The organism is Rhodococcus koreensis, from assembly GCF_017068375.1.
GTDB classification, from domain to species: Bacteria; Actinomycetota; Actinomycetes; order Mycobacteriales; family Mycobacteriaceae; genus Rhodococcus_F; species Rhodococcus_F koreensis.
Window position 1 is genome coordinate 318,178 of the sequence record NZ_CP070609.1, and the last position, 25,364, is coordinate 343,541.

The window sequence follows — 25,364 nt, forward strand, 5'->3', positions numbered from 1 at the left end:
TCATCGCACCGAGTGCGGCCGGTTCTCGCTGTCGTCCGGGTCGGTGTCCCTGCCGGTGTCGGGCGCGGCGTGCCGCGGCCGGCGCCGCGAACGCTCGAGGTGCGGCGCGATCGCGGCGAGAGCGTCCGGTGTCGTCATCGTCCAGTGCGTCGCGTCCACCGGGTGCTCGTCGATCCTTCCGCGCACGAACGGGCCCCAGCAGGTCACCGGGTCGACGTGGAAGCCGTCGTCGAGGGCGGCGGTGAAGAACACCAGTTCGCCGTCGAACATTCTCGGGCGGTGTCCGTCGATGAGGTCGGGGGCCCGCAGCGCGTTGCCGTAGATCCGGTCGAGTTCCGGGGCGGTGAGCGCCGCCAGCGGACCGCCGACGACCCGGAGCAGCGCGGCCGCCCGCTCGGCGTCGAACTGCCCGCCGGGCGCGAGTTCGTCGAGAACACCGTCGTCGGGCAGGTCCAGGCCGGCACCGCCGAGGAGATCCGCGGTGGTCGCGGTGTTCTCCACGCTGCGGTCGAGTCCGACGTAGCTGTCGAGGAGTCCGAGTAGACGCACCTCTTCGCCCGCCGCCTGCAACTGCACTGCCATCTCGTGAGCGATGACCCCGCCCAGCGACCAGCCCACCAGGTGGTACGGGCCGTGCGGCTGGATCGAGCGGATCTCCCGGACGTAGCGATCCGCGAAGTCGGTGATCGTCTCCGGGTGCGGCTCGTCCTCGGTCAGCGCCGGCGACTGCAGCCCGTAGATCGGCCGGTCCTCGGTCAGTTCCCGGCTCAGCCCGGCATAGCTCCAGGCAAGCCCGATGAACGGGTGGACGCAGAACAGCGGCTCCGCCGTCCCTCGGGTGCGGATCGGGAGCAGCACGTCGAGCGAGGCGCCGGCGCCGTGCACTCCGTCGGTCGCCGCGTTCTGGATGCGCTGCCCCAGCGACCGCGGCGTGGGGTCGGTGAACATCCACTGCAGCGGGAAGTCGATGCCCAGTTCGGACCCGAGCGCGGACGCGACCCGGGTGGCGATCAGGGAGTTGCCTCCGAGGTCGAAGAAGCTGTCCGTGGCTCCGACCCGGTCGATGCCGAGGACCTCGCCGAACACGGTGGCGACGGCCCGTTCGGCCGCGGTCCGTGGGGGCTGGTACTCGGCGGCGGCGGAGCGGACCTCCGGTGCGGGCAGGGCCTTGCGGTCGAGTTTGCCGTTGACCGACAGCGGGAGGGTGTCCAGGTGCACGACCTGCGCCGGAATCATGTACGACGGGACCCGGGTCGACAGGTGTGCGCGCACGTCGGACCACTCGGCCGCGCGCCGTCCCACCAGATAGGCGACGAGGGCTTCCTCGTCGCGTTCGTCCCGGTGCACCACCACGACCGCCTGCACCACATCCGGGTGCGCCTCCAGGGCCGACTCGATCTCCCCCAACTCGATCCGCTGCCCCCGCAACTTCACTTGGAAATCCGTACGACCCAGATACTCCAACGCCCCGTCGGCCCGGCGACGCACCAGATCCCCCGTCCGATACATCCGCCCACCCGCGACGAACGGATTCGCCACGAACCGATCCGAGGTGAGATCGACGCGACCGAGGTACCCCCGCGCCAACTGGTCACCCGCCAGATACAGCTCCCCCGCCACCCCGTTCGGCACCGGATGCAACCGGGCATCGAGCACATACACCTGCGTGTTCCACACCGGACGACCGATCGGCACCGACAGCGTGTCCGACGCACCGGTCTCCCAGTACGTCACGTCGACGGCAGCCTCCGTCGGCCCGTACAAATTGTGCAGACCCGCACCACTGACCGCCCGGAACCGCGACACCTGCTCCGGCGTCAGCGCCTCCCCCGAACAGAACACCAACCGCAACGAATCACACTGCACCACAGCAGGTTCAGCAGTGAACACCGACAGCATCGACGGCACGAAATGCGTGGTCGTCACGTGACGTTCCTGTATCAGCCCTGTCAGGTACCGCGGATCGCGATGCCCGTCGGGTGCGGCGATCACCAGGGACGCCCCGACCTGCAGCGGCCAGAACAGCTCCCACACCGACACGTCGAACGTCACCGGCGTCTTCTGCAGAACGACGTCCGAGCTGGTCAGGGCATATTCGTGCTGCATCCACAGCAGACGGTTCACGATCGCGCCGTGCGTGACCGCGACGCCCTTCGGACGGCCCGTCGAGCCGGACGTGAAGATCACGTACGCCGTGTTCGCCGCGGACAGCGGCCGGAGCCGGTCCCGATCGGTGAGCGGCGCGCTGCCGTACCGGGAGAGGTCCTCGGAGGCGACGTCGATGACGGGGACCGAGCCGCTGTCGGCGAGTCCGGCACCGCTGACCAGCACACATGCGGGCCGTGCGGTGTCGAGCACATACGCGGTGCGCTCGGCCGGATGGTCCGGATCGATCGGCAGGTAGGCACCGCCGGCCTTGACGACGGCGTGGATTCCGACGAGCAAATCGATCGAACGGCGCATCGCCACCGCCACCACCGACTCGGGGCCGACGCCCTGTTCGATCAGTCGGCGCGCCAGCCTGTTCACGCGGGCGTCGAAGCTCGCGTAGGTCAGCTCCTCCCGGTCGCAGACCACAGCGATCCGGTCGGAGTCGGTCGCCACCGCCGCGTCGACCAGCGACGCGAGGGTGCCGGCGGGCACGGGGTGCGACGTCGCGTTGGTGCCGGCGATCTGTTTCCGTTCACCGCTGCCGAGGACGTCGAGGTCGCCGACCGCGGTGCCCGGACTGTCGACCGCCGCCCGTAGCACCTGCAGGAACCGCTGCCCGAACACGTGCGCGGACGGTTCGTCGAACAGGTCGGCGGCGTACGTGAGGCGGGCGGCGATCCCGCCGGGGCCTCCCTCGGAGTCGAACTGTTCCATCAGGGTGAGTTGCAGGTCGAACTTGGCGATGTCCACGTCGAAGTCGACACCGCTCACCGACAGGTCGCCGAGTTCCAGTGTCGCCTGGTCGAGGTTCTGGAACGTGAGCATCACCTGGAACAAGGGGTGCCGCCCGGTGGACCGCGACGGATTGACGACCTCGACGAGGCGCTCGAACGGGACGTCGGCGTGGGAGAACGCGGCGAGATCGGTCTCGCGCACGTCGGCGAGGAGTTCGGCGAACGTGCGCGCGCCCTCGACGTGCTGTCGCAGGACCAGCGTGTTGACGAACATGCCGATCAGGTCGTCGAGTTCGCGTTCGCCGCGGCCCGCGACGGGGGTTCCGATCGCGATGTCCGCGGAACGGGCGAGCCGGCTCAGTAGCACCGCGAGCGCCGAGTGCACCACCATGAACACGGACGCGTTCGCGTCCCGCGCCGCACCCAGCAGCGTGCCGTGCAGATCGGACGGCACGGTGAAGTCGACGGTGCCGCCCCGGTACGACGCGACCGCGGGACGCGGCCGGTCGGTGGGCAGATCCAGCTGATCCGGGGCGCCCGCGAGGGTCTGCGTCCAGAACGCGAGTTGCCGCGCCGATACCGAGTCGGGGTCGGTGTCGTCGCCGAGGAGGGCCCGCTGCCACAGTGCGTAGTCGGCGTACTGCACCGGCAGAGGCGCCCAGTCCGGGCTCGCGCCCGCCGACCGCGCCGCGTACGCCGCCATCACGTCCCGCACCATCGGCGCCATCGACCAGCCGTCGCCGGAGATGTGGTGCACGACCACCGCGAGGACGTGTTCCGTCGCGGAGATCCGGAAGATCCGCACCCGTACCGGAACCTCCGCGGTGACGTCGAATCCGGTGGTTACCAGGTCGGCGATCAAGGTGGGCAGTGCGGTCTCGTCGGTCGCGACGACGGACGCGTCATCGACCCGGTCGGCGGGCAGGATCACCTGGTGCGGGCCGTCGGCGGAGTCCGGGTAGATCGTCCGCAGCGACTCGTGCCGGTGGAGGACGTCGGTGACCGCGTGCTGCAGTGCGTCGACGTCCAGGACGCCCGACAGCCGGACCGCCACTGGGATGTTGTGCACGGCGGAGTTCGGGTCGAACCGGTTGAGGAACCACATCCGTTGCTGCGCCGAGGACAGCGGGAGCCGTTCGGGGCGCACTGTCGGGGTCAGCGCCGGGCGGGTGGGTGCGGTCGCGTCCGTCGAGTCCAGCAGCGACGCAAGGGCACCGACGGCAGGCGCCTCGAACAGGGACCGAATCTCGACGCGGCGACCGAGCGTCGCGGACAGCCGGGCGACCACCCGGGTGGCGACGAGGGAGTTGCCACCGAGGTCGAAGAAGTTCGCGCCGGTGCCGACTTCCTCGACGCCGAGTACGTCGGTGTACACGGCGGCGACGATCTCCTCGGTCGGTGTTGCGGGCGCGCGGTATTCGACTGCCGTCGAGGCGAAGTCGGGTGCGGGGAGCGCCTTGCGGTCGAGTTTCCCGTTCGCGGTCAGCGGCAGTTCCGCGAGCACGACGAGGGCGGCGGGCACCATGTAGCTCGGTACTGCGGCGCCGACGTCGGCCAGCACCGCGACGGGGTCGACGGTCGAGCCGTCCTCGGGGACGGCGTAGGCGACCAGGGCGGTCCCGGTGTGGTGGTTCTGGTGGGCGACCACGACGGCCTGCCCCACCCCGGCGGACCGCACCAGCGCCGATTCGATCTCGCCGAGTTCGATGCGGAATCCGCGGACCTTCACCTGGAAGTCGGAGCGCTCGAGGTACTCGAGGACCCCCTTCGCGTCCCGGACGCGCCAGCGGACCACGTCACCGGTGCGGTAGAGCCGTGAACCGGGTGCGCCGAACGGGTTGGCGACGAAACGCTCGGCCGTCAGATCGGTGCGGGCCACGTAACCGCGGGCCAGCTGGTCACCGGCCAGGTACAGCTCCCCCGCCACCCCGACGGGAACCGGGTTCAGCCGGGCGTCCAGCACGAACGCCTGCGTGTTCCATTCCGGTCCGCCGATGGGGACGGTGTCGGCGTCGCCGTCGGTGTGGGTCCAGGCGGTCACGGACACGGCCGCTTCGGTCGGCCCGTACAGGTTGTGCAGGGCAACGGAGCCGAACCGGCTGCGGAAACGGGCGGCCGTGTCGGCGGGCAGCGCCTCACCGATGCACAGGACCCGGCGCAGGGCCGGCTGCTCCCCCGCACCCGGGGTGAATGCCTCCAGCAGGGACGGCACGAAATGCGCTGTCGTGACGCGCTGCTGACGCATGAGGTCCGCCAGGTAGGCCGGGTCGCGGTGACCGTCCGGGCGCGCGATGACGAGCCGGGCACCCGCCGTCAGCGGCCAGAACAGTTCCCACACCGACAGGTCGAACGTGACCGGCGTCTTCTGCACGACCGCGTCGGTGGTGTCGAGCGGGTATTCGTGCTGCTTCCAGCGGAGTTGGTTCGCGATGGCGGCGTGCGACACCCCGACGCCCTTGGGTCGGCCGGTGGACCCGGACGTGAAGATCAGGTACGCCGTGTTCTCCGGTCGCAGCGGCGCGCGGCGGTGCGCGGCGGTCACGGGTCCGCGCGGGGCGAGGTCGAGGGTGTCGATCTCGAGTACGGGGACGTTCTCGGCGGTGAACCCGTCCGCGGACGTGGTGAGGATGCACACCGGGCGTGCCGTCTCCAGCACGTACGCCAGTCGGTCTGCCGGATGGCCGAGATCGATCGGCAGGTACGCGCCACCGGCCCGCAGCACCGCGTACATCCCGGCGAGCAGTTCGATCGACCGGTTCATCGCCAGCCCCACCACCGCTTCCGGCCCCACGCCTGCATCGATCAGCCGGTGGGCGAGCGCGTCGACGCGCCGGTCGAACTCGGCGTACGTCAGTACGGTGCCCTCGAAGAAGACCGCGGGGTCGTCGGGTGTGCGCACCACCTGAGCGGAGAACAGGTCGGGGAGGGTCGTCGGCGGCAGATCGACAGCGGTGTCGTTGAATTCCGTGATCACCGACTGCCGTTCGGCGTCGTCGAGCAGGTCGATGGCACCGACCGCGATGTCCGGGTTCTGCACGACCGACCCGAGGATGCGGGTGAACCGTTCCGCGAACGCCCGGACGGTCGCGTCGTCGAAGAGGTCGGTGGCGTAGGTGAACTGGGCCTCGATCACGTCCGGGGTGCCGTCCGCGTCGTGCTTCTCCGACAGTGTCAGGTGCAGATCGAAGTTGGAGATCGTGTTCGGCACGTCGAGTCCCTCGACGTGCAGGCCGGGAAGTTCGAGTGTGGTGGCGGCGAGGTTCTGGAACGAGAACGCCACCTGGAACAGCGGGTGGTGTGAGCGCGAGCGCGCCGGGTTCAGCACGTCGACGAGGCGCTCGAACGGGATGTCCGAGTGCGCGAACGCGCTCAGGTCGGTGGACCGTGCGACGTTCAGGCTGTCCGCGAACGAACTCTCGAGGTCGACGTGGGTGCGCAGAACCAGGGTGTTCACGAACATGCCGACGAGTTCGTCGAGGGATTCCTCGCCGCGGCCGGCGATGGGCGCGCCGACGGCGATGTCGGATTCGTTGCTCAGTCGCGCGAGCAGCACCGCGAGCGCGGTGTGCATCACCATGAACAGGGAGGTGTTGCGGCCGCGCGCGAGGGTCAGCAGTGCGCGGTGGGTGTCGGCGTCGATGGTGAACGGCACGTGCGCGCCCCGGTGGGAGGCGACAGCGGGCCGGGGGCGGTCGGTCGGCAGGGACACCCGGTCCGGCAGACCGTCCAGGGCGCGGGTCCAGTACGCGATCTGTTCGGCGGCAACCGATTCGGGATCGGACTCGTCGCCGAGGAGTTCCCGCTGCCACAGGCTGTAGTCGGCGTACTGCACCGGCAGCGGCGTCCACAGGGGGACGTGTCCCTCGGTGCGGGCGGTGTAGGCGAGCATGACGTCGCGGGCCAGCGGGGCGAGCGACCAGCCGTCCCCCGAGATGTGGTGGGCGACCATGACGAGCACGTAGTCGTCGGCGCCGACGCGGTACATCCGCGCCCGCAGCGGCACGTCCGAGGTGACGTCGAAGCCCGTCGTCACGAGTGCGAGCACCCGTCCGAGGATGTCGTCGGGGTGCGCCGGCACCGGGGTCAGGTCAGGCACCGCGTCGGCGGCGGGCACTATCATCTGGTGCGGGCCGTCGGCGGAATCGGGGTAGACGGTGCGCAGCGCCTCGTGCCGTCCGACGAGATCGGCGATGGCGATCTGCATGGCGCGCAGGTCCACCTCACCCGACAGCCGGAGTGCGACCGGCAGGTTGTAGGCCTGTGACGCGGTGTCGAACTGGTTGATGAACCACATCCGCTGCTGGGCGAGCGACAGCGGAATGTGTTCGGGGCGAACCCTCGCCGTCAGTGCGGGCCGCCGTGCACCGTGAGTGGTGGTCTCGGTGATCCGCGCCGCGAGCGCGGCGACGGTGGGCGATTCGAACACCTCACGGACCCCGACGTGGACGTCGAGGGCGGCGTTGATCCGCGACACCACCTGGGTTGCGAGCAGCGAGTTGCCGCCGAGGTCGAAGAAGCTGTCGTGGATGCCGATCTCGGGCAGGGCGAGGATGTCCGCGAAGATGCCGGCGACGATCACCTCCATCGGGTTGCGCGGCGCCTCGAACGTCGTGGCCGCGGCGGCGAAGATCGGTTCGGGCAGCGCGGCCCGGTCCAGTTTGCCCGCCGGGGTGAGCGGCAGGGCGTCGAGGAGGGTGACAGACGCGGGCACCATGTACGCGGGCAGGGTGCGGCCGACGAAATTCGCGACCTCGACGCGGTCGACGTCCTCACCGGTGAACGGCAGCACGTACGCGACGAGGGAGGTCTCCCCGTTCGGGTGCTCGTAGCCGACCGTGGTGGCGTATTCGATCTGCGGGTGTGCGGTGAGGGCGGCGTCGATCTCGCCGAGTTCGATGCGGAATCCGCGGATTTTCACCTGGTGGTCGGTGCGGCCGACGAAATCGAGGACGCGGTTCTCCCGCCACCGGACGAGGTCGCCGGTGCGGTACATGAGGTCGCCGGGCTCGCCGTACGGGTCGGCGACGAAGCGTTCGGCGGTCAGTCCGGGCCGTCCGAGGTAGCCGCGGGCCAGGCTCGGTCCCCCGACGTACAGTTCGCCCGGCACCCCCACCGGCACCGGACGCAGCCGCCCGTCCAGCACGAGTGCCCGCACCCCGCGGCTCGGACCGCCGATGGTGACCGGTTCGCCGGCGCGGAGGGGTTCGGTGATGGACGACATGATCGTCGCCTCACTGGGGCCGTATGCGTTGACCATGCGGCGTCCGGGCGCCCAGCGGGCGACCAGTTCCGGCGGGCACACGTCACCGGCGACGACGACCACGGCGAGGTCACCCAGCCCGCGGTGGTCCACCGACGCCAGCGCCGCCGGGGTCGAGAACGCATGGGTGATGCGTTCCGCCGCGAGCAGTTCCGCGAGTTCCGATCCGCCGTAGATCGTGGGCGGCGCGATGACCATCGTGGCTCCCGCGCCGAGTGCCATCAGCATCTCGAACACGGAGGCGTCGAAGCTCGGCGACGCGAAATGCAGTGTCCGCGAACGGGACGTGACACCGAGCAGCTCACGCTCGTCGGTCACCAGGTTCATCAGACCGCGGTGCGTCACCGCGACCCCCTTGGGCCTGCCGGTCGATCCCGACGTGTAGATGACGTACGCCACCTGGTCGGACAGGATCGGCCGCATGCGGTCGCGGTTGGTGAGCGGCAACCGGGACTCGTGGGTGCAGTGCACCTCGAGTGCCGGGTCGTCGAGGAGCATCCACCGGATCGAGTCCGGGAGCAGTGCCTGCTTCCCGGACACGGTGATCCCGACCATCGCCCCGGAGTCCTGCACCATGTGCAGGATGCGGTCCGCGGGGTAGCCGGGGTCGACGGGCACGAAGGCGGCACCGGTCTTGGCCACCGCCCAGACGGCCACCACCGATTCGAAGGACCGGGGCAGCGCCAGCGCGACCCGGGTTTCGGGTCCCACTCCCCTGTCCACCAGCAACCGGGCCAGCTGGTTCGACCGTTCGTCGAGGTCCCGGTACGTCAGGCCGGCACCGTCGAAGACGACGGCGAGGCCGTCGGGTGCTGCGGCGACGGCGTCGGCGAGGATCTCGGGCAGCATCTGCACGGGCCGCGGGTCGGCGCCGCGGACCGGGGTGAGCGCCGCGTATTCGTCTTCGCCGAGAACGGGGATGTCGCCGATCGGCCGCTGCGGGTCGGCGACGACCGCCTCGAAGATCCGGCGCAGCCGGGTCGCGTATCCGGCGGCGGTGCTGTCGTCGAAAATGTCGGTCGCGTAGATGAGTTCGGCGTCGATGCCCGCCGGCTCGGTCGTGTCGTCGAGCCGCTCGGTGAGCGTGAAGTGCAGATCGAACTTGGCGATGCTCGCGTCGAGGGCGAGCGGTTCCACCGACAGTCCGTCCAGCTCCAGTCCGTCGGCGGACACGGCCTGCACACCGAGCGCCACCTGGAACAGCGGGTGGTGCGAGGTGGAGCGGACCGGGCTCAGGACCTCCACCAGCCGCTCGAAGGGCAGGTCGGCGTGGGCGAACGCCTCGAGGTCGACGTCCCGCGCCTGCTCGAGCAGCGACACGAACGACGCTCCCGGATCCAGCGTCGTCCGCAGGACGAGGGTGTTGACGAACATGCCGATGATGTCGTCGAGTTCGGCCCGGCCGCGGCCCGCGACGGCGGTGCCGACGGCGATGTCGCCGGTGGTGCTGAGGCGCCCCAGCAGGACGCTGAGCGCGGCGTGGGCGACCATGAAGATGCTGGCGCCGTGCGCCCGTGCCAGCTCGGCCAGGGCCCGGTGCGTGCCGGCGTCCAGGGTGAAACGGGTCGCCGCACCCCGATGTGACGGCACCGCAGGCCTGCCCCGGTCGCCGGGCAGGTACAGCTGGTCCGGGACACCGGCGAGCGTGCGGGTCCAGTAGTCCAGTTGCGCGGCGGCGAGGCTACCCGGGTCGGACTCGGCGCCGAGCACCTCCCGCTGCCACAGCGCGTAATCGGCGTACTGCACCGACAGCGGTGCCCAGGTGGGCGGATGGCCCGCGGCACGGCTCGCGTACGCGATCATCACGTCGCGGATCAGCGGTTCCATCGACACGCCGTCCGCGGAGATGTGGTGGACGACGAGGGCGAGCACGTGCTCGGCGTCGCCCAGCGAATACACCTTCACCCGCAGCGGCACCGCCTGGGAGACGTCGAAACCGGCCAGGAGGAACTCCTGGAGATCCGCGCGCAAACCGGTCTCGCTCACCTGGACCGGTACGACGTCGGGGGTGAAGTCCCCGGGCGCGAGGATCACCTGGTGCGGCCCACCCCGGGAATCGGGGAAGACGGTCCGCAGCGATTCGTGCCGGGCGATCAGGTCACCGATCGCCGCGGCCAGCGCCGCCGTGTCCAGCGGGCCGGTCAACCGGACCGCTGCGGGCAAGTTGTAGGCGGGTGAGGACGTTTCGAACTGGTTGAGGAACCACATCCGCTGCTGCGCCAGCGACAGCGGGATCCGGTCGGGGCGGACCGCCGCCGTCAGCGGTGCGATCGCAGTGGACGGATCGTGCTGGTCGAGTCGCCGGGCCAGGGCCGCGACGGTGGGGGCGTCGAACACGTCGCGGATCGCGATCCGCGTCTGCGTCGCCACACCGATGCGGGTGCTGAGTTTGGTGGCGGACAGCGAGTTGCCGCCGAGGTCGAAGAAGTTGTCGTCGACACCGACGCGGGGAACGCCGAGGAGTTCGGCGAAGACGGCCGCCACGACACGCTCCGACGCGGTGCGCGGCGCCGTGTATTCCGCTTTACCCGCGAATACCGGTGCGGGCAGGGCATTTTGGTCCACCTTGCCGTTCGGCGTCACCGGCAGTTCGGTCAGCGGGACCAGCAGCGACGGAACCATGTAGGAGGGCAGGCTGCCCGCTGCCTCGGCGAGGACGGCGTCGCGGTCCAGTGCGATGTTGCCGCGCGGCACGACGTACCCGACCAGGTGCTCGCCGGTGTGCGGGTCCGAGTGCGGGACGACGACCGCCTGCTCCACGTCCTCGTGCCGGAGCAGCGCGGAGACGATTTCGCCGAGTTCGATGCGGAATCCGCGGACCTTCACCTGGAAGTCGGTGCGCCCGAGGTACTCGAGCAGGCCCGCCGCGGTCCAGCGGACGAGGTCGCCGGTGCGGTACAACCGTGCGCCGCACGTCGAGAAGGGGTCGGCGACGAAGCGTTCGGCGGTGAGGTCGGGGCGGCCCAGGTATCCGCGGGCGAGTTGGACACCGCCGAGGTACAGCTCTCCCGCCACCCCGGCAGGCACCGGACGGAGGTGATCGTCGAGGACGAGGGTGCTGGTGTTCCAGACGGGCAGGCCGATCGGGACGGTGTCGGAGTTGTCGGACCGGGCCGCGAAGAACGTGGTGGTCACCGCCGCCTCGGTGGGTCCGTACGTGTTGTCGATCTCGGCGGGATGGGATGCCCGGAAGTCGTCGATCGTCTCCGGGGACACCGCTTCGCCGCCGACCAGCACGTGCCGCAGCGCCGGCAGGCCGGTCACGCCGGGCCCGGACGTGAGGGCCGCCAGCATCGCCGGCACGAAGTGCACGACGGTGACGCCGTGCGTGCGGAGGACGTCCGCGAGGTACTGGGGGTCGCGGTGTCCGTCGGGTTCGGCGATGACGAGCCGGGTGCCGGCGGCGAGCGGCGCGAAGCATTCCCACACCGACACGTCGAACGTCACCGGAGTCTTCAGCAGCATCGTGTCGGTGGTGCCGAGCGCGTACTGCTCACGCAGCCACTCGAGTTGCGCCGTGATCGCCGCATGGGAGACGGCCACGCCCTTGGGCCGTCCCGTGGATCCGGATGTGAAGAGGACGTACGCCGTGTTGTCCGGGCGCAGCGGTGCGATCCGTTCGCCGGTACGGATCGGTTCCCCGCCGAACGCGGCCGGGTCGAGGTCGTCCGGTGCGATCGCTCGCACTCCGTGCCGGGTGGCTTCGGTCTGCGTGAGCAGGTCGCTGCCGGTGAGCACCAGGGACGCGCCGGACTGTTCGACGATGTCGCGGTTGCGTTGCTCCGGTTGACCGGGGTCGAGTGGGGTGTAGGCGCCGCCGGCCTTCACCACGGCGTGGACGGCGACGAGCAGGTCGAGCGACCGCGGGATCTCCACCGCCACGACGACGTCGGGCCCCACACCCTCGCCGATGAGCCTGCGTGCGAGTCGGTTCGCCCGGGCGTCGAACTCGGCGTACGTCAGGGTCGTGCCGCGCCAGAGCACGGCGGGGGCGTCCGGGGTCGCCCGTACCTGTTCGTCGAGCAGACCGGTGAGGGTGGAGTGCACGGTGTCCCGTGTCGCGCCGTGCGACTGGGCGAGGAGACGCAGCCGGGTGTCGTCGCCGAGCAGGTCGAGGTCGCCGACCGGGATTCGCGGATCGCAGGCCAGCCCGGACAGCACCCGGAGGTAGGACTCGCCGATCCGCAGCGCGGTGTCCGCGTCGAAAAGGTCCTTGGCGTAACCGAGGTCGAGGTCGAGTCCCGCCGGGTTCCCGTCCTCGTCGTGGCGTTCACCGAGCACGAAGTTCAGGTCGAACTTGGCGATCGGCGACTCGATGTCGAGTGCGGACACCTCCAGTCCCGGCAGTTCGAGCGTCGGCGTCTGCAGGTTCTGCAGTGCGAGCGCCACCTGGAACAGCGGGTGGAACGCGGTGGAGCGGGTCGGGTTGATCGCGTCGACCAATTGCTCGAACGGCACGTCGACGTGGGAGAACGCCTCGAGGTCGACGCGCCTGACCTGGTCGAGCAGTGCGGCGCCCGTCGAGTCCGGTCGCACGTCGGTGCGCAGCACCACGGTGTTGACGAACATGCCGACGAGTCCGTCGAGGGACTGCTCGCCGCGGCCCGCGACGGACGTTCCGATAGCGACGTCGGGACCGGCACCCATCCGCGACAGCAGTGCGGCCAGTGCGGTGTGGACGACCATGAACAGGCTGGCGTGGTGGGCGCGCGCCAGGTCCTGCAGGCGCTGGTGGATGTCGCCGTCCAGGGTCAGTCGCGCCGTTCCGCCGCGGTGCGACGGTGCCGGTGGACGGGGACGGTCGGTGGGCAGTGCGACCTGATCCGGCAGACCCGCCAGTGTCCGCTTCCAGTACGCGATCTGACCGGCTGCGAGCGACTGCGGATCGTCGGCGTCGCCCAGCAGGTTCCGCTGCCACATCGCGTAGTCCGCGTACTGCACCGGCAACGCGTTCCACGCCGGGGCGTCGCCGGCGGTCCGGGCCGCGTAGGACGTCATCACGTCGGAGGCGAGGGGGATGAACGACCAGCCGTCCGCGGAGATGTGGTGGACGACGAACAGGAGGATGTGCTCCGACCGGCTCTCACGGAACAGGTGGACCCGCAGCGGGAGGTCGGTGGAGACGTCGAACCCGGCGGAGGCGTGGCGCAGGATCGCACCGGTGAGGTCTTCACCGGACAGGCGGATGGGCGTCAGATCGAGGGGGATCGACTCCACCGCGGCGATCACCTGATGCGGACCGTTCTCGGTCGCCGGGTAGACGGTGCGCAGTGCCTCGTGACGGGCCAGGACGTCGCCGAGTGCCATGCGCAGGGTGGCGACGTCGATCCGGCCGGACATGCGCAGCGCGAGCGGAATGTTGTAGGCGGCCGAGGAGGTGTCGAACTGGTTGAGGAACCACATCCGTTGCTGCGCCGGCGACAGCGGGATCGTCGCGGGCCGATCACCGGCGACGAGGGCAGGTCGCTCGGCCGTCGTGTCGGACGCTGCGGCGGTCGCGAGTGCGCGCACGGTGGGGTTGTCGAACAGGGTGCGGACGGAGATGCGTGTTCCCAGTGCCGAACCGACGCGGGAGACGACCTGGGTGGCGGACAGCGAGTTGCCGCCGAGGTCGAAGAAGTTGTCGTCGAGTCCGATGGACGGCTCCCCCACGACGTCGGCGAATACGGCGGCGATCGCCTGCTCGGCCGCAGTCTGCGGTGCCGTGAACGCGCTGCGGCGCGCGAAGACGGGTGCGGGCAGCGCGTTGCGGTCGAGTTTGCCCGCCGGCGTCAACGGCAACACGTCGAGGACCATGATCGCCGAGGGCACCATGTACCCCGGCAACCGCTGCCCCGCGAACTCCACCAACACCCGGTCGTCGACCACCGCACCTGGCGCGGCAAGCACATACGACACCAAGCGAGTATTTCCGGTGCCGTCGTCGACCCCGACCGTGTGGGCGAACTCCACCACCGAATGCGCAGCCAACACCGCATCGATCTCACCCAACTCGATCCGGAACCCCCGGACCTTCACCTGAAAATCACTACGGCCCAAAAACTCCAGAACCCGAGACCCGCCCGGCGAGGCCACCCACCGCACCACATCCCCCGTGCGATACATCCGGCCACCCGCGCCGAACGGCGACGCCACAAACCGTCCCGCCGTCAACCCCGCCCGGCGCACATACCCCCGAGCCAAGCTGGAGCCGAGGACATACAGTTCACCGCGCACCCCCACCGGCACCGAACGCAACCGGTCATCGAGGACAACGAGATCGACACCCACGGTCGGTGACCCGATAGTCACCGGCTGCCCGGACACCATCGGTCCGGTCGCGGACGACATGATCGTCGTCTCACTCGGACCGTACGCATTGACCATCACCCGGCCCGGCGCCCACCGCGCCACCAACTCCGGCGGACACACATCACCCGCCACCACCACAGTCCGCAGATGCTCGAGACCGCGGTGATCCAGCGACGCCAACGCCGCCGGCGTGCAGAACGCATGCGACACCTCGTGGTCGGCCAAAAACTCCGCCAACTCCGACCCACCAAAAATCGTGGTCGGCGCCACCACCAGCGTCGCCCCCGCACACACCGCCATCACCAACTCGAACACCGACGCATCGAAACTCGGCGACGCGAAATGCAACACCCGCGAACCCGCCGACACCACCAGACGGTCCCGCTCGTCCGCCGCCAGATTCACCAGACCCCGGTGCGTGACCGCCACACCCTTCGGCCGTCCCGTCGACCCCGACGTGTAAATCACGTACGCCGGATGATCCACCGACAATGCGGCAACCCGATCCGAATCCTGCAGGGGTTCCGGGGAGTACGACGCCAGAGCACCGATCACGGGGTCGTCGTCGAGAACGAGCCACTGCGTCGAATCCGGCAGGGTTTCCCGCAACGCCGCAGTCGTGATACCGATCGGCGCACCACAATCCTCGAGCATGTGCACGATCCGCTCGAGCGGATAACCCGGATCCACCGGAACGAACGCCGCCCCCGACTTCGCCACCGCCCACGTGCAGGTAACCGACTCCAGGGAGCGGGGCAACGCCAACGCCACCGACACCTCGGGGCCCACCTGCATGGCTGCGAGCAGTCGCGCCACACGGTTCGACTCTGCGTCCAATTCTCGGTAGGTGACGGTGCTCGTGGAGCCGCCGAGAAGTGTCGGGGCGACGAGGGCGTCACCGTCCGGGTTGCTGCGGACGGCGGCGGCGAGCAGATCCGGCAGCGTGACCGGTGCGAGCCCGGGGCGGCCGTGTGCCGGGACCAGACCTTGCCGTTCGGTGTCGTGGAGTAGATCGAGGTCCCCGACCGCGGTATCCGCGTTGGACGTCACGGCCTCGAGAATCCGCTGCAGCCGCCACGCGAAGTCGCGGACGGTGGACTCGTCGAACAGGTCGGTGGCGTAGACGAATTCGGCACGCATCCCGGACGGCGAGCCCGTGTGATCGAGTTCCTCGCCCAGTGTCAGCTGGAGGTCGATCTTGGCGACCCCCGGATCGACGTCCTCCACGCCGATCCGCAATCCCGGCAGTTCGTAGTCCGCTGACTGCAGCGGGTTCATCGACAGCGCGACCTGGTAGATGGGGTGATGCGCCGCGGTGCGTGTCGGGGCGAGGACGTCGACCAGCCGCTCGAACGGGACGTCGGCGTGGGCGAACGCTGCGAGGTCGGTGTCGCGCACCGTACGGAGCATATCGGCGAAACTGTCTCCGCCACGCACGGCTGTGCGCAGAACTAAAGTGTTGACGAACATTCCGACGAGGTCGTCGAGGGCGCGTTCGCCGCGGCCGGCGATCGGGGTGCCGATCGCGACGTCGCCGGTGGCCGACAGTCGTCCCATCAGCAGCGCGAAGGCGGCGTGGGCGACCATGAACGTGGTGGCCCCGTGTTCCCGGGCGAGTCGTCGAATGCGCCGGTGGGTTTCGGGGTCGATGCCGAAGCGCACCGTTCCCCCGGTGAACGTCGGTTGCGCGGGGCGTGGCCGGTCGAAGGGCAGGGGCAGTTCGTCGGGCGCGCCGGCGAGCGTGCGCGTCCAGAATCCGAGTTGCGTGGCCATCACGGATTCCGGGTTGTCTTCGCTGCCGAGGACGTTCCTCTGCCACACGCTGAAGTCGGCGTACTGGACCTCGAGCGGCGCCCACTGCGGGGCGTTGCCCTCCGCGCGGGCCGCGTAGGCGACCATGACGTCGCGGCCGAGTGGTCCGAAAGACCAGCCGTCGGCCGCGATGTGGTGCAGCGAGATGGCCAGGACGTGTTCGGTGGGCGCGGTGCGGAACAGGGTGGCCCGTACCGGTGTCTCGGCGGTGACGTCGAATCCGCGGGACGCGAACGCCGCCATCCCGCCGGGGAGATCGTCTTCGGTGACGTCGACCGGAGGCAGTGTCACGGTGACGTCGGCGGCGGCCAGTACGACCTGCTCGGGGCCGTCCCCGCCATTCGGGAACACCGTGCGCAGCGACTCGTGGCGTTCGACGACGTCGTCGAACGCGGCCGCCAACGCTGCGGTGTCGACGACGCCGGAGAGGCGCACCGCGAACGGCAGGTTGTAGGCCGGGGAGCCGGCGTCGAACTGGTTGAGGAACCACATGCGCTGCTGGGCGAGCGACAGCGGGATGCGGGCGGGCCGGGTCGCCGCCGTCAGGGCGGGGCGCGCGTCCGTCGTAGTGGGGTCGACGCGCAGTGCCAGGTCGGCCACGGTGGGTGCTTCGAACACGTCCCGTACCGACAGCCGGGTGCCGGTCGACTCGGCGATGCGCGCGGCGACGCGGGTGACGGACAGCGAGTTGCCGCCGAGGTCGAAGAAGCTGTCGTGGACACCGATCCGGCCGGCGCCGAGCACGCCGGCGAACACGTCGGCGAGCACCTGTTCCACCTCGTTGCGCGGTGCCACGTATTCGGTTGTATCCGAGGTGAACTCGGGTGCGGGCAGGGCCTTGCGGTCCAACTTCCCGCTCGTGTTCAACGGGAACTCGTCCAGCAACACCGTCGCCGACGGCACCATGTACGACGGCAGCGAACCCGAAGCATGCCGGCGCAGATCCTCCACATCCAGCTGACCGGCAGGCTTTCCGACCACATACGCGACCAGATGATCACCCGTGACGGCATCCGAGTAGACGACAACAGCGGCACCGGTCACCCCCGGATGCGACCGCAACACCGCCTCGATCTCACCCAACTCGATCCGCTGACCACGGAACTTCACCTGAAAATCGGTACGCCCGATGTAGTCCAGCACACCGTCCCGCCGGCGCCGCACCAGATCACCGGTGCGGTACATCCGCGACCCGACACCACCGAACGGATTCGCCACAAACCGGTCCGATGTGAGGTCGACCCGGCCCAGATACCCCCGCGCCAACTGGACGCCACCGAGGTACAACTCCCCCGGCACCCCGACCGGAACCGGGTGCAACCGCGAATCCAGCACATACGCCTGCGTGTTCCACTCCGGAACCCCGATCGGCACCGTCGCCTCGTCGGTGTCGGACGTCTCCCAGTACGTCACCGACACCGCGGCCTCCGTCGGCCCGTACAAGTTGTGCAATCCCGCCGTCGACAACTCCCCGAACCGTGTCACCGTCGCCGGCGGCAACGCCTCACCGATCACGAACACATGACGCAAGGAACCACACGAACTCGCAGGAACCGACGCAACGAACACGTCCAACATCGACGGCACGAAATCGGTGACCGTCACCCCGTGTTCGTCGATCACCTCCGCGAGATACGCCGGATCGCGGTGGCCGTCCGGAGACGCCAACACCATGGTGGCACCCACCTGCAACGGCCAGAAGAACCCCCACACCGACACGTCGAACGTCGTCGCCGTCTTCTGCAACAACACATCCCGACCGGTCAGCCCATACTCCGACTGCATCCACACCAACTGGTTCACGATCGCAGCATGCGCAACCGCCACACCCTTCGGCCGCCCCGTCGACCCCGACGTATAGATGACATACGCGGTGTTGAACGGACGCAATGGAGAAATCCGGTCGGCATCGGTGATCGGATTCGACCCGAATCCCGAGAGATCCAGGTCGTCGATGTCGAGCACCGCGAACGTGCCCGGAAGATCCCCGCGATCAGCTGACGTGCTGAGAACACAGACGGGCTGCGCCGAGTCGAGCACATACCCGATGCGATCGGCCGGATGATCCGGGTCGACCGGCACATACGCACCGCCCGCCTTCACCACCGCGTACATTCCCACCACCAGGTCCAGCGAGCGCCGCATCGCCAACGCGACCCGCGACTCCGGCCCCACACCACACCAGATCAGATACCGCGCAAGCCGATTTATCCGCTCGTCGAACTCCGCATACGACAGCGCGGCTCCCTCGAACACCACGGCCGTCGCCCCCGGAGTTAGCCCGACCTGCGCATCGAACAGATCCGGCAGGGTCGTCGCGGGGACCGCGTGTTCGGTCGAGTTCCAGTGGGTCAGTGCGGCGTGCTCGTCGGCGCCGAGTAGGGCGATGTCACCGGCCGGCGTTCTCGCGTCGGTGGTAACGAATTCAAGGATCGTGGTGAATCGGGTGGCGATGGAGGCGGCCGTGTCCTCGTCGAACAGATCGGCTGCGTACGTCAGTTGCGCAGTCATCCCGTCGGGGTCGCCTGCGGCGTCGAACCGCTCGACGAGGGTCACGTGCAGATCGAATTTCGCGACGCCGATGTCGGTGTCGAGTCCGTGCAGGGTGAGTCCGTCGAGTTCGAGTGCGGTCTGCTCGAGGTTCTGGAAGGTGAGCATCACCTGGAACAACGGATGCCGGGCCGCGTGCCGGGTGGGGCTGAGCACCTCCACCAGCCGTTCGAACGGCACGTCGGCGCGGGAGAACGCCGCGAGATCCACCTCCCGGACGTGGTCGAGCAGGTCGGTGAACGCGGACCCCGGATCGATGTGGGTCCGCAGGGCCACCGTGTTGACGAACATGCCGATCAGATCGTCGAGTTCGGGTTCGCCGCGACCGGCCACGGGGGTGCCGATGGTGACGTCGGAGGAGGCGCTGAGACGTCCGAGCAGCACGGCGAGCGCGGTGTGCATCACCATGAACAGCGTGGCCCGCCGGGACTGCGCGAGCGCCGTCAGCGCGCGGTGCGTGGACGCGTCGATGACGAAGTCGACGTGCCTACCGCGATACGACTGTTCCGCGGGTCGCAGCCGGTCCGTCGGGAGATCCAGTTCCTCGGGGATGCCCGCGAGGGTGTTCGTCCAGTAGGCGAGCTGCCGGGCGGCGAGGGATTCGGGGTCGGATTCGTCGCCGAGGAGTTCGCGCTGCCAGAGGGCGTAATCGGCGTACTGCACCGGCAGCGGCGTCCAGGTGGGGCGTTCTCCCCGGGTGCGGGCCGCGTACGCGACCATCACGTCGCGGACCATCGGTGCCATCGACCAGCCGTCACCGCAGATGTGGTGCACCACGAGTGCCAGGACGTGGTCGTCGGCGCCCACCCGAAGCAACGTGACGCGGACCGGCAGGTCTGTGGTGACGTCGAACCCCGTCGTGAAGAATCGTGCCAGGACGGTCTCCAGTTCGTCCTCGGCGATGTCTGCGACGGTCAGATTCGGTAGCGCGTCGGCAGTGTCGCGCACGACCTGGTGCGGTCCGGTCGCCGAATCCGGGAATACGGTGCGCAGCGTGTCGTGCCGTTCGATCAGGTCCGCGACGGCCGCCGCGAGCGCCACGCGGTCGAGTGCCCCGGTGAAGCGGACCGCGAACGGCAGGTTGTACGCCGGGGACGACGGATCGAACTGGTTGAGGAACCACATGCGCTGCTGGGCCGGCGACAGCGGAATCCGTTCCGGCCGTTCCCGCCGGGTCAGCGACAGTCGGGTGTCCGCACCGGTCGACTGAGACAGTCTGGCCGCGAGTTCCGCGACGGTCGGCGACTCGAACAGGTCCCGCACCGCGAGCGGGACACCCAGTTCGCCACGGATCCGGGACACCAGCTGGGTCGCGATCAGCGAGTTGCCGCCGAGGTCGAAGAAGCTGTCGTGGACGCTCACCCGGTCGAGTCCGAGTACCGTGCCGAACACCGCGGCAACGGAGTGCTCGACGCTCGTGGTCGGTGCGGTGTATTCACCCGCAGCGGAAGAGAACTCCGGCGCGGGGAGTGCCTTGCGGTCCAGCTTCCCGCTCGTGTTCAACGGGAACTCGTCGACCAGCACCGTCGCCGACGGCACCATGTACGACGGGAGCGAGCCCGAGGCATGCGCACGCAGCCCTGCGGCATCGACCGCATCACTTTGTGACGGAACCACATACGCCACCAGATGATCACCCGTGACGGCATCCGAGTAGACGACAACAGCGGCACCGGTCACCCCCGGATGCGACCGCAACACCGCCTCGATCTCACCCAACTCGATCCGCTGACCACGGAACTTCACCTGAAAATCGGTACGCCCGATGTAGTCCAGCACACCGTCCCGCCGGCGCCGCACCAGATCACCGGTGCGGTACATCCGCGCCCCGACACCACCGAACGGATTCGCCACAAACCGGTCCGACGTCAGATCCACCCGGCCCAGATACCCCCGAGCCAACTGGACGCCACCGAGGTACAACTCACCCGGCACCCCGACCGGAACCGGATGCAACCGCGAATCCAGCACATACGCCTGTGTGTTCCACTCCGGAACCCCGATCGGCACTGTCGTCTCGTCGGTGTCGGACGTCTCCCAGTACGTCACCGACACCGCCGCCTCCGTCGGACCGTACAGATTGTGCAGGCCTGCGGACGACAAGGCCCGGAACCGACTTGCGGTTTCGGGGGGAAGTGCCTCGCCGATCACGAAGACGTGCCGCAGTGTGGCGCAGGATGCCTCCGAGGCCGCGGCGACGAAGACGTCGAGCATCGACGGCACGAAATCCGTCACCGTCACCCCGTGTTCGTCGATCACCTCCGCGAGATACGCCGGATCGCGGTGGCCGTCCGGAGACGCCAACACCATGGTGGCACCCACCTGCAACGGCCAGAAGAACCCCCACACCGACACGTCGAACGTCGTCGCCGTCTTCTGCAACAACACATCCCGACCGGTCAACGCGTACTCCGACTGCATCCACAGCAATTGGTTCACAATCGCCGCATGCGCAACCGCCACACCCTTCGGCTTACCGGTCGATCCGGAGGTGTAGATGACGTAGGCGGTATTGTCCGCGCGCAAGGGATGCAATCGTTCGGCGTCGGTGATGCGCGTGCCGGAGTAGTCGGTCAGGTCCAGGTCATCGATCGTGATCACGTCGACGTCGGAGGGAACTGCACTGTGATCCGTGGTACTGGTCAGAACGCGTACCGGCCTGGCAGACTCCAGCACGTACCCGATGCGGTCGACGGGATGGTCGGGGTCGACGGGCACGTAGGCACCGCCCGCCTTCACCACCGCGTACATTCCCACCACCAGGTCCAGCGAGCGCCGCATCGCCAACGCGACCCTCGACTCCGGCCCCACACCACACCAGATCAGATACCGGGCAAGCTGATTCACCCGAGCATCGAATTCCGCATAGGTGAGGGAGACGCCCTCGAAAACCAGTGCCGGGGCTTCGGGAGTCCGCGCCACCTGCGCGTCGAACAGATCCGGCAGTGTGGTGAGGGGGACGTCGTGGTCGGTGGCGTTCCATCCGGACAGTTCTCGGATGCGTGTGGCGGGGTCCGCGATCGCGATGTCGCCGACCGGCGTCTGCGGTGCAACTGTGACGGCCTCGAGGATCCGGACGAACTGTGCACCGAACGAGCGGACCGTGCTCTCGTCGAACAGGTCGGTGGCGTAGTTGAATTCGGCGGCGATGGGGCCGGGTCGCCCGTCGGCGGCGTGGGTGTCGGTGAGGACGAGTTGCAGGTCGAACGCGGCGACGTCGGGAAGGATCGGTTGACTCGACACCGACAGGCCGGGGAGTTCGAGGTGCGTGGGGGCGTGGTTCTGGAAGAACAGCGCCACCTGGAACAGCGGGTGGTGTGCTGCCGTGCGGGTGGGGTTCAGGTGCTCCACCAGACGTTCGAACGGCACATCCGTGTGCGCGAACGCGGAGAGGTCCACGTCTCGGACCTGCTGCAGTAGTTCGGTGAACGACGAAGCCGGGTCCAGTTGTGCGCGGAGCACGAGGGTGTTGACGAACATGCCGACCAGGTCGTCGAGGTCGCGGTCGCCGCGGCCGGCGACGGGCGTGCCGATGGCGATGTCGGTGGTCGCGCTGAGCCGGCTGAGCAGTACCGACAGTGCGGAGTGCGCGACCATGAACAGGGTGGCGTTCTGTGTGCGGGCCAGGTTTAGCAGGCGTTCGTGCAGTTCGGCGGAAATCTCCCACGACAGGGTGGCGCCGTGCTTCGACGCGACGGTGGGTCGCGGCCTGTCGGTGGGCAGGTCGAGGCTGTCCCGCAGCCCGGCCAGCGCGGTTCCCCAATACGCGAGTTGGCGGGCGGCCCGCGAGTCCGGGTCGTCCTCGTCGCCGAGGAGTTCGCGCTGCCAGAGTGTGTAGTCGGCGTACTGCACGGGCAGCGGCGTCCACTGCAGTTCGTGGCCGCCGCTGTGCGCGGCGTACGCGAGCATCAGGTCGCGGGACAGCGGCGCAAACGACCATCCGTCGGCGGCAATGTGGTGCACCACCAGGACGAGCACGTGTTCGTCGTTCCGCACGCGCAGCAGTTGAGCGCGTACCGGAATCTCGGTGGTGACATCGAAGCCGGCGAGGGCGAATCCCCGGATCGCGGCGGGGAGGTCGGCCTCCGTCACCTCGGCGACGGTGAGGTCGAGGTCGGCGTCGTGGACGTCGCGGATGCGCTGCCAGGGGCCGGCGTCCGAGGCGGGGAACACGGTGCGCAGCGATTCGTGCCGGTGCAGTACGTCGCGGAGCGCGCGACTCAGTGCCGTGATGTCGAGGTCACCCGAGAACCGCACGGCGAGAGGCAGATTGTAGACCGGACTCGCGGTGTCGAACTGGTTGAGGAACCACACGCGTTGCTGGGCTGGCGACAACGGCACCTGCTCGGGCCGCTTCCGCGGAGTCAGTGCGGGAGGCGCGAGGTGCGCCGCAGGGTCGGCCCCGTCGAGTCTCTGTGCGAGCCCGCCGACGGTCGGCGCATCGAAGACATCGCGCAGCGACACCGGGACGCCGAGTGCGTTGCGCAGTCGCGATACCAGGCGGGTGGCGACGAGGGAGTTGCCGCCGAGGTCGAAGAAGTGGTCGTGGATGCCGACCCGCTCGACACCCAGGATCTCGGCGAACACGTCGGAGACAACCACCTCGGCGGGGGTCCGCGGTGCCACGTATTCAGCGGTCGCGGTGTCGAGATTCGGTGCGGGCAGGGCCTTACGGTCGAGTTTTCCGTTCACCGACAGCGGCAGCGTGTCCAGGTGCACGACCTGCGCCGGAATCATGTACGACGGCAGCACCCGGGCAACGTGGTCTCGGAGATCCGCCGCCTCGGTGTTCGCGGCACCGACCGTGTAGGCGACGAGGGCTTCCTCGCCGCGTTCGTCCCGGTGCACCACCACAACCGCCTGCACCACATCCGGATGCGTCTCCAGGGCCGCCTCGATCTCACCCAACTCGATCCGCTGCCCCCGCAACTTCACCTGGAAATCCGTACGACCCAGATACTCCAACGCCCCGTCGGCCCGGCGACGCACCAGATCCCCCGTCCGATACATCCGCCCACCCGCGGCGAACGGGTTCGCCACGAACCGATCCGCGGTGAGATCGACGCGGCCGAGGTACCCCCGCGCCAACTGGTCACCCGCCAGATACAGCTCCCCCGCCACCCCGTTCGGCACCGGATGCAACCGGGCATCGAGCACATGCAACTGGGTGTTCCACACCGGACGACCGATCGGGACAGAGAATGTGTCCGACGCACCGGTCTCCCAGTACGTCACGTCGACGGCAGCCTCCGTCGGCCCGTACAGATTGTGCAGACCCGCACCACTGACCGCCCGGAACCGCGACACCTGCTCCGGCGTCAGCGCCTCCCCCGAACAGAACACCAACCGCAACGAATCACACTGCACCACAGCCGGTTCAGCAGTGAACACCGACAGCATCGACGGCACGAAATGCGTGGTGGTGACGCGGTGCCGGCGGATGAGGGTGGCGAGGTAATCGGGATCGCGGTGCCCGTCCGGTGCGGCGATCACCAGGGACGCCCCGACCTGCAGCGGCCAGAACAGCTCCCACACCGACACGTCGAACGTCACCGGGGTCTTCTGCAGAACGATATCCGAGCTGGTCAGGGCGTATTCGTGCTGCATCCACAGCAGCCGGTTCACGATCGCGCCGTGCGTGACCGCGACCCCCTTCGGACGACCCGTCGAGCCGGACGTGAAGATCACGTACGCCGTGTTCGCCGCGGTGAGCGCGGGGGCGACCGGTTCCGAGTCCTCCTCGGGGAGGTCGAGGGTGTCGATGTACTCCACGAGTGCCGCGGTGGAGAACGTCGTGTCGTCGGCGGCGCGTGTCAGCACACAGACCGGCTGTGCGGTGTCGAGCACGTACGCGGTGCGCTCGACCGGATGGTCGGGATCGATCGGCAGATACGCTGCGCCTGCCTTCACGATCGCGTAGACGGCGACGAGCAGGTCGATCGAGCGCCGCATCCCGACCGCGACGACGGACTCCGGTCCCACCCCGTTCCGGATCAGGTGGCGGGCGAGTCGGTCGGTCTGCTCGTCGAACTCGGCGTAGGTCAGCCGCCGATCGTCGAACACCAGCGCCACGGCATCCGGGGTGGCGGCGGCCTGGGCTGCGAACAGCGACACCAGGGTGTCCGCCAGCACCGGACGGTGCGTTGCGTTGGCCGCGGTGAGGGCGGCGCGTTCCCCCGCCGCGAGGAGGTCGAGGTCGCCGACGGCGACCGGCGGGTTGCCTGCGACCGCGTCGAGGAGCCGGGCGAATCGTTCGCCGATCGACTCGGCCGTGGTGTGGTCGAACAGATCTGTCGCGTAGGACAGTTGCACGGCCAGACCTGCGGCGTCGCCGGCGGAGTCGAACTGCTCGACGACGGTGAGTTGCAGGTCGAACTTCGCCACCTGGACGTCGATCTCGGCGGCCTCGACCTCGAGCCCGTCGAGTTCCACCCGGGTGTTCGCGGTGTTCTGGAACGTGAGCATCACCTGGAACAGCGGATGATGCGCGGACGACCGGGCGGGACTGAGCACCTCCACGAGGCGCTCGAAGGGGACGTCGCCGTGCTGGAACGCGGCGAGGTCGG

The 25,364-nt window shown here is 69.1% G+C and carries 1 protein-coding gene (running past one end of the window); it reads right to left on the minus strand.

The window, feature by feature from the left end; translation table 11 throughout:
* Positions 1 to 25,364, minus strand: the 3' portion of a protein-coding gene (locus JWS14_RS01365) for a non-ribosomal peptide synthase/polyketide synthase (protein ID WP_206012309.1). The gene runs 4,150 nt beyond the window's last position; the window shows 25,364 of its 29,514 coding nt (coding positions 4,151–29,514); the start codon falls outside the window, past its right edge; it ends in the stop codon at positions 1 to 3.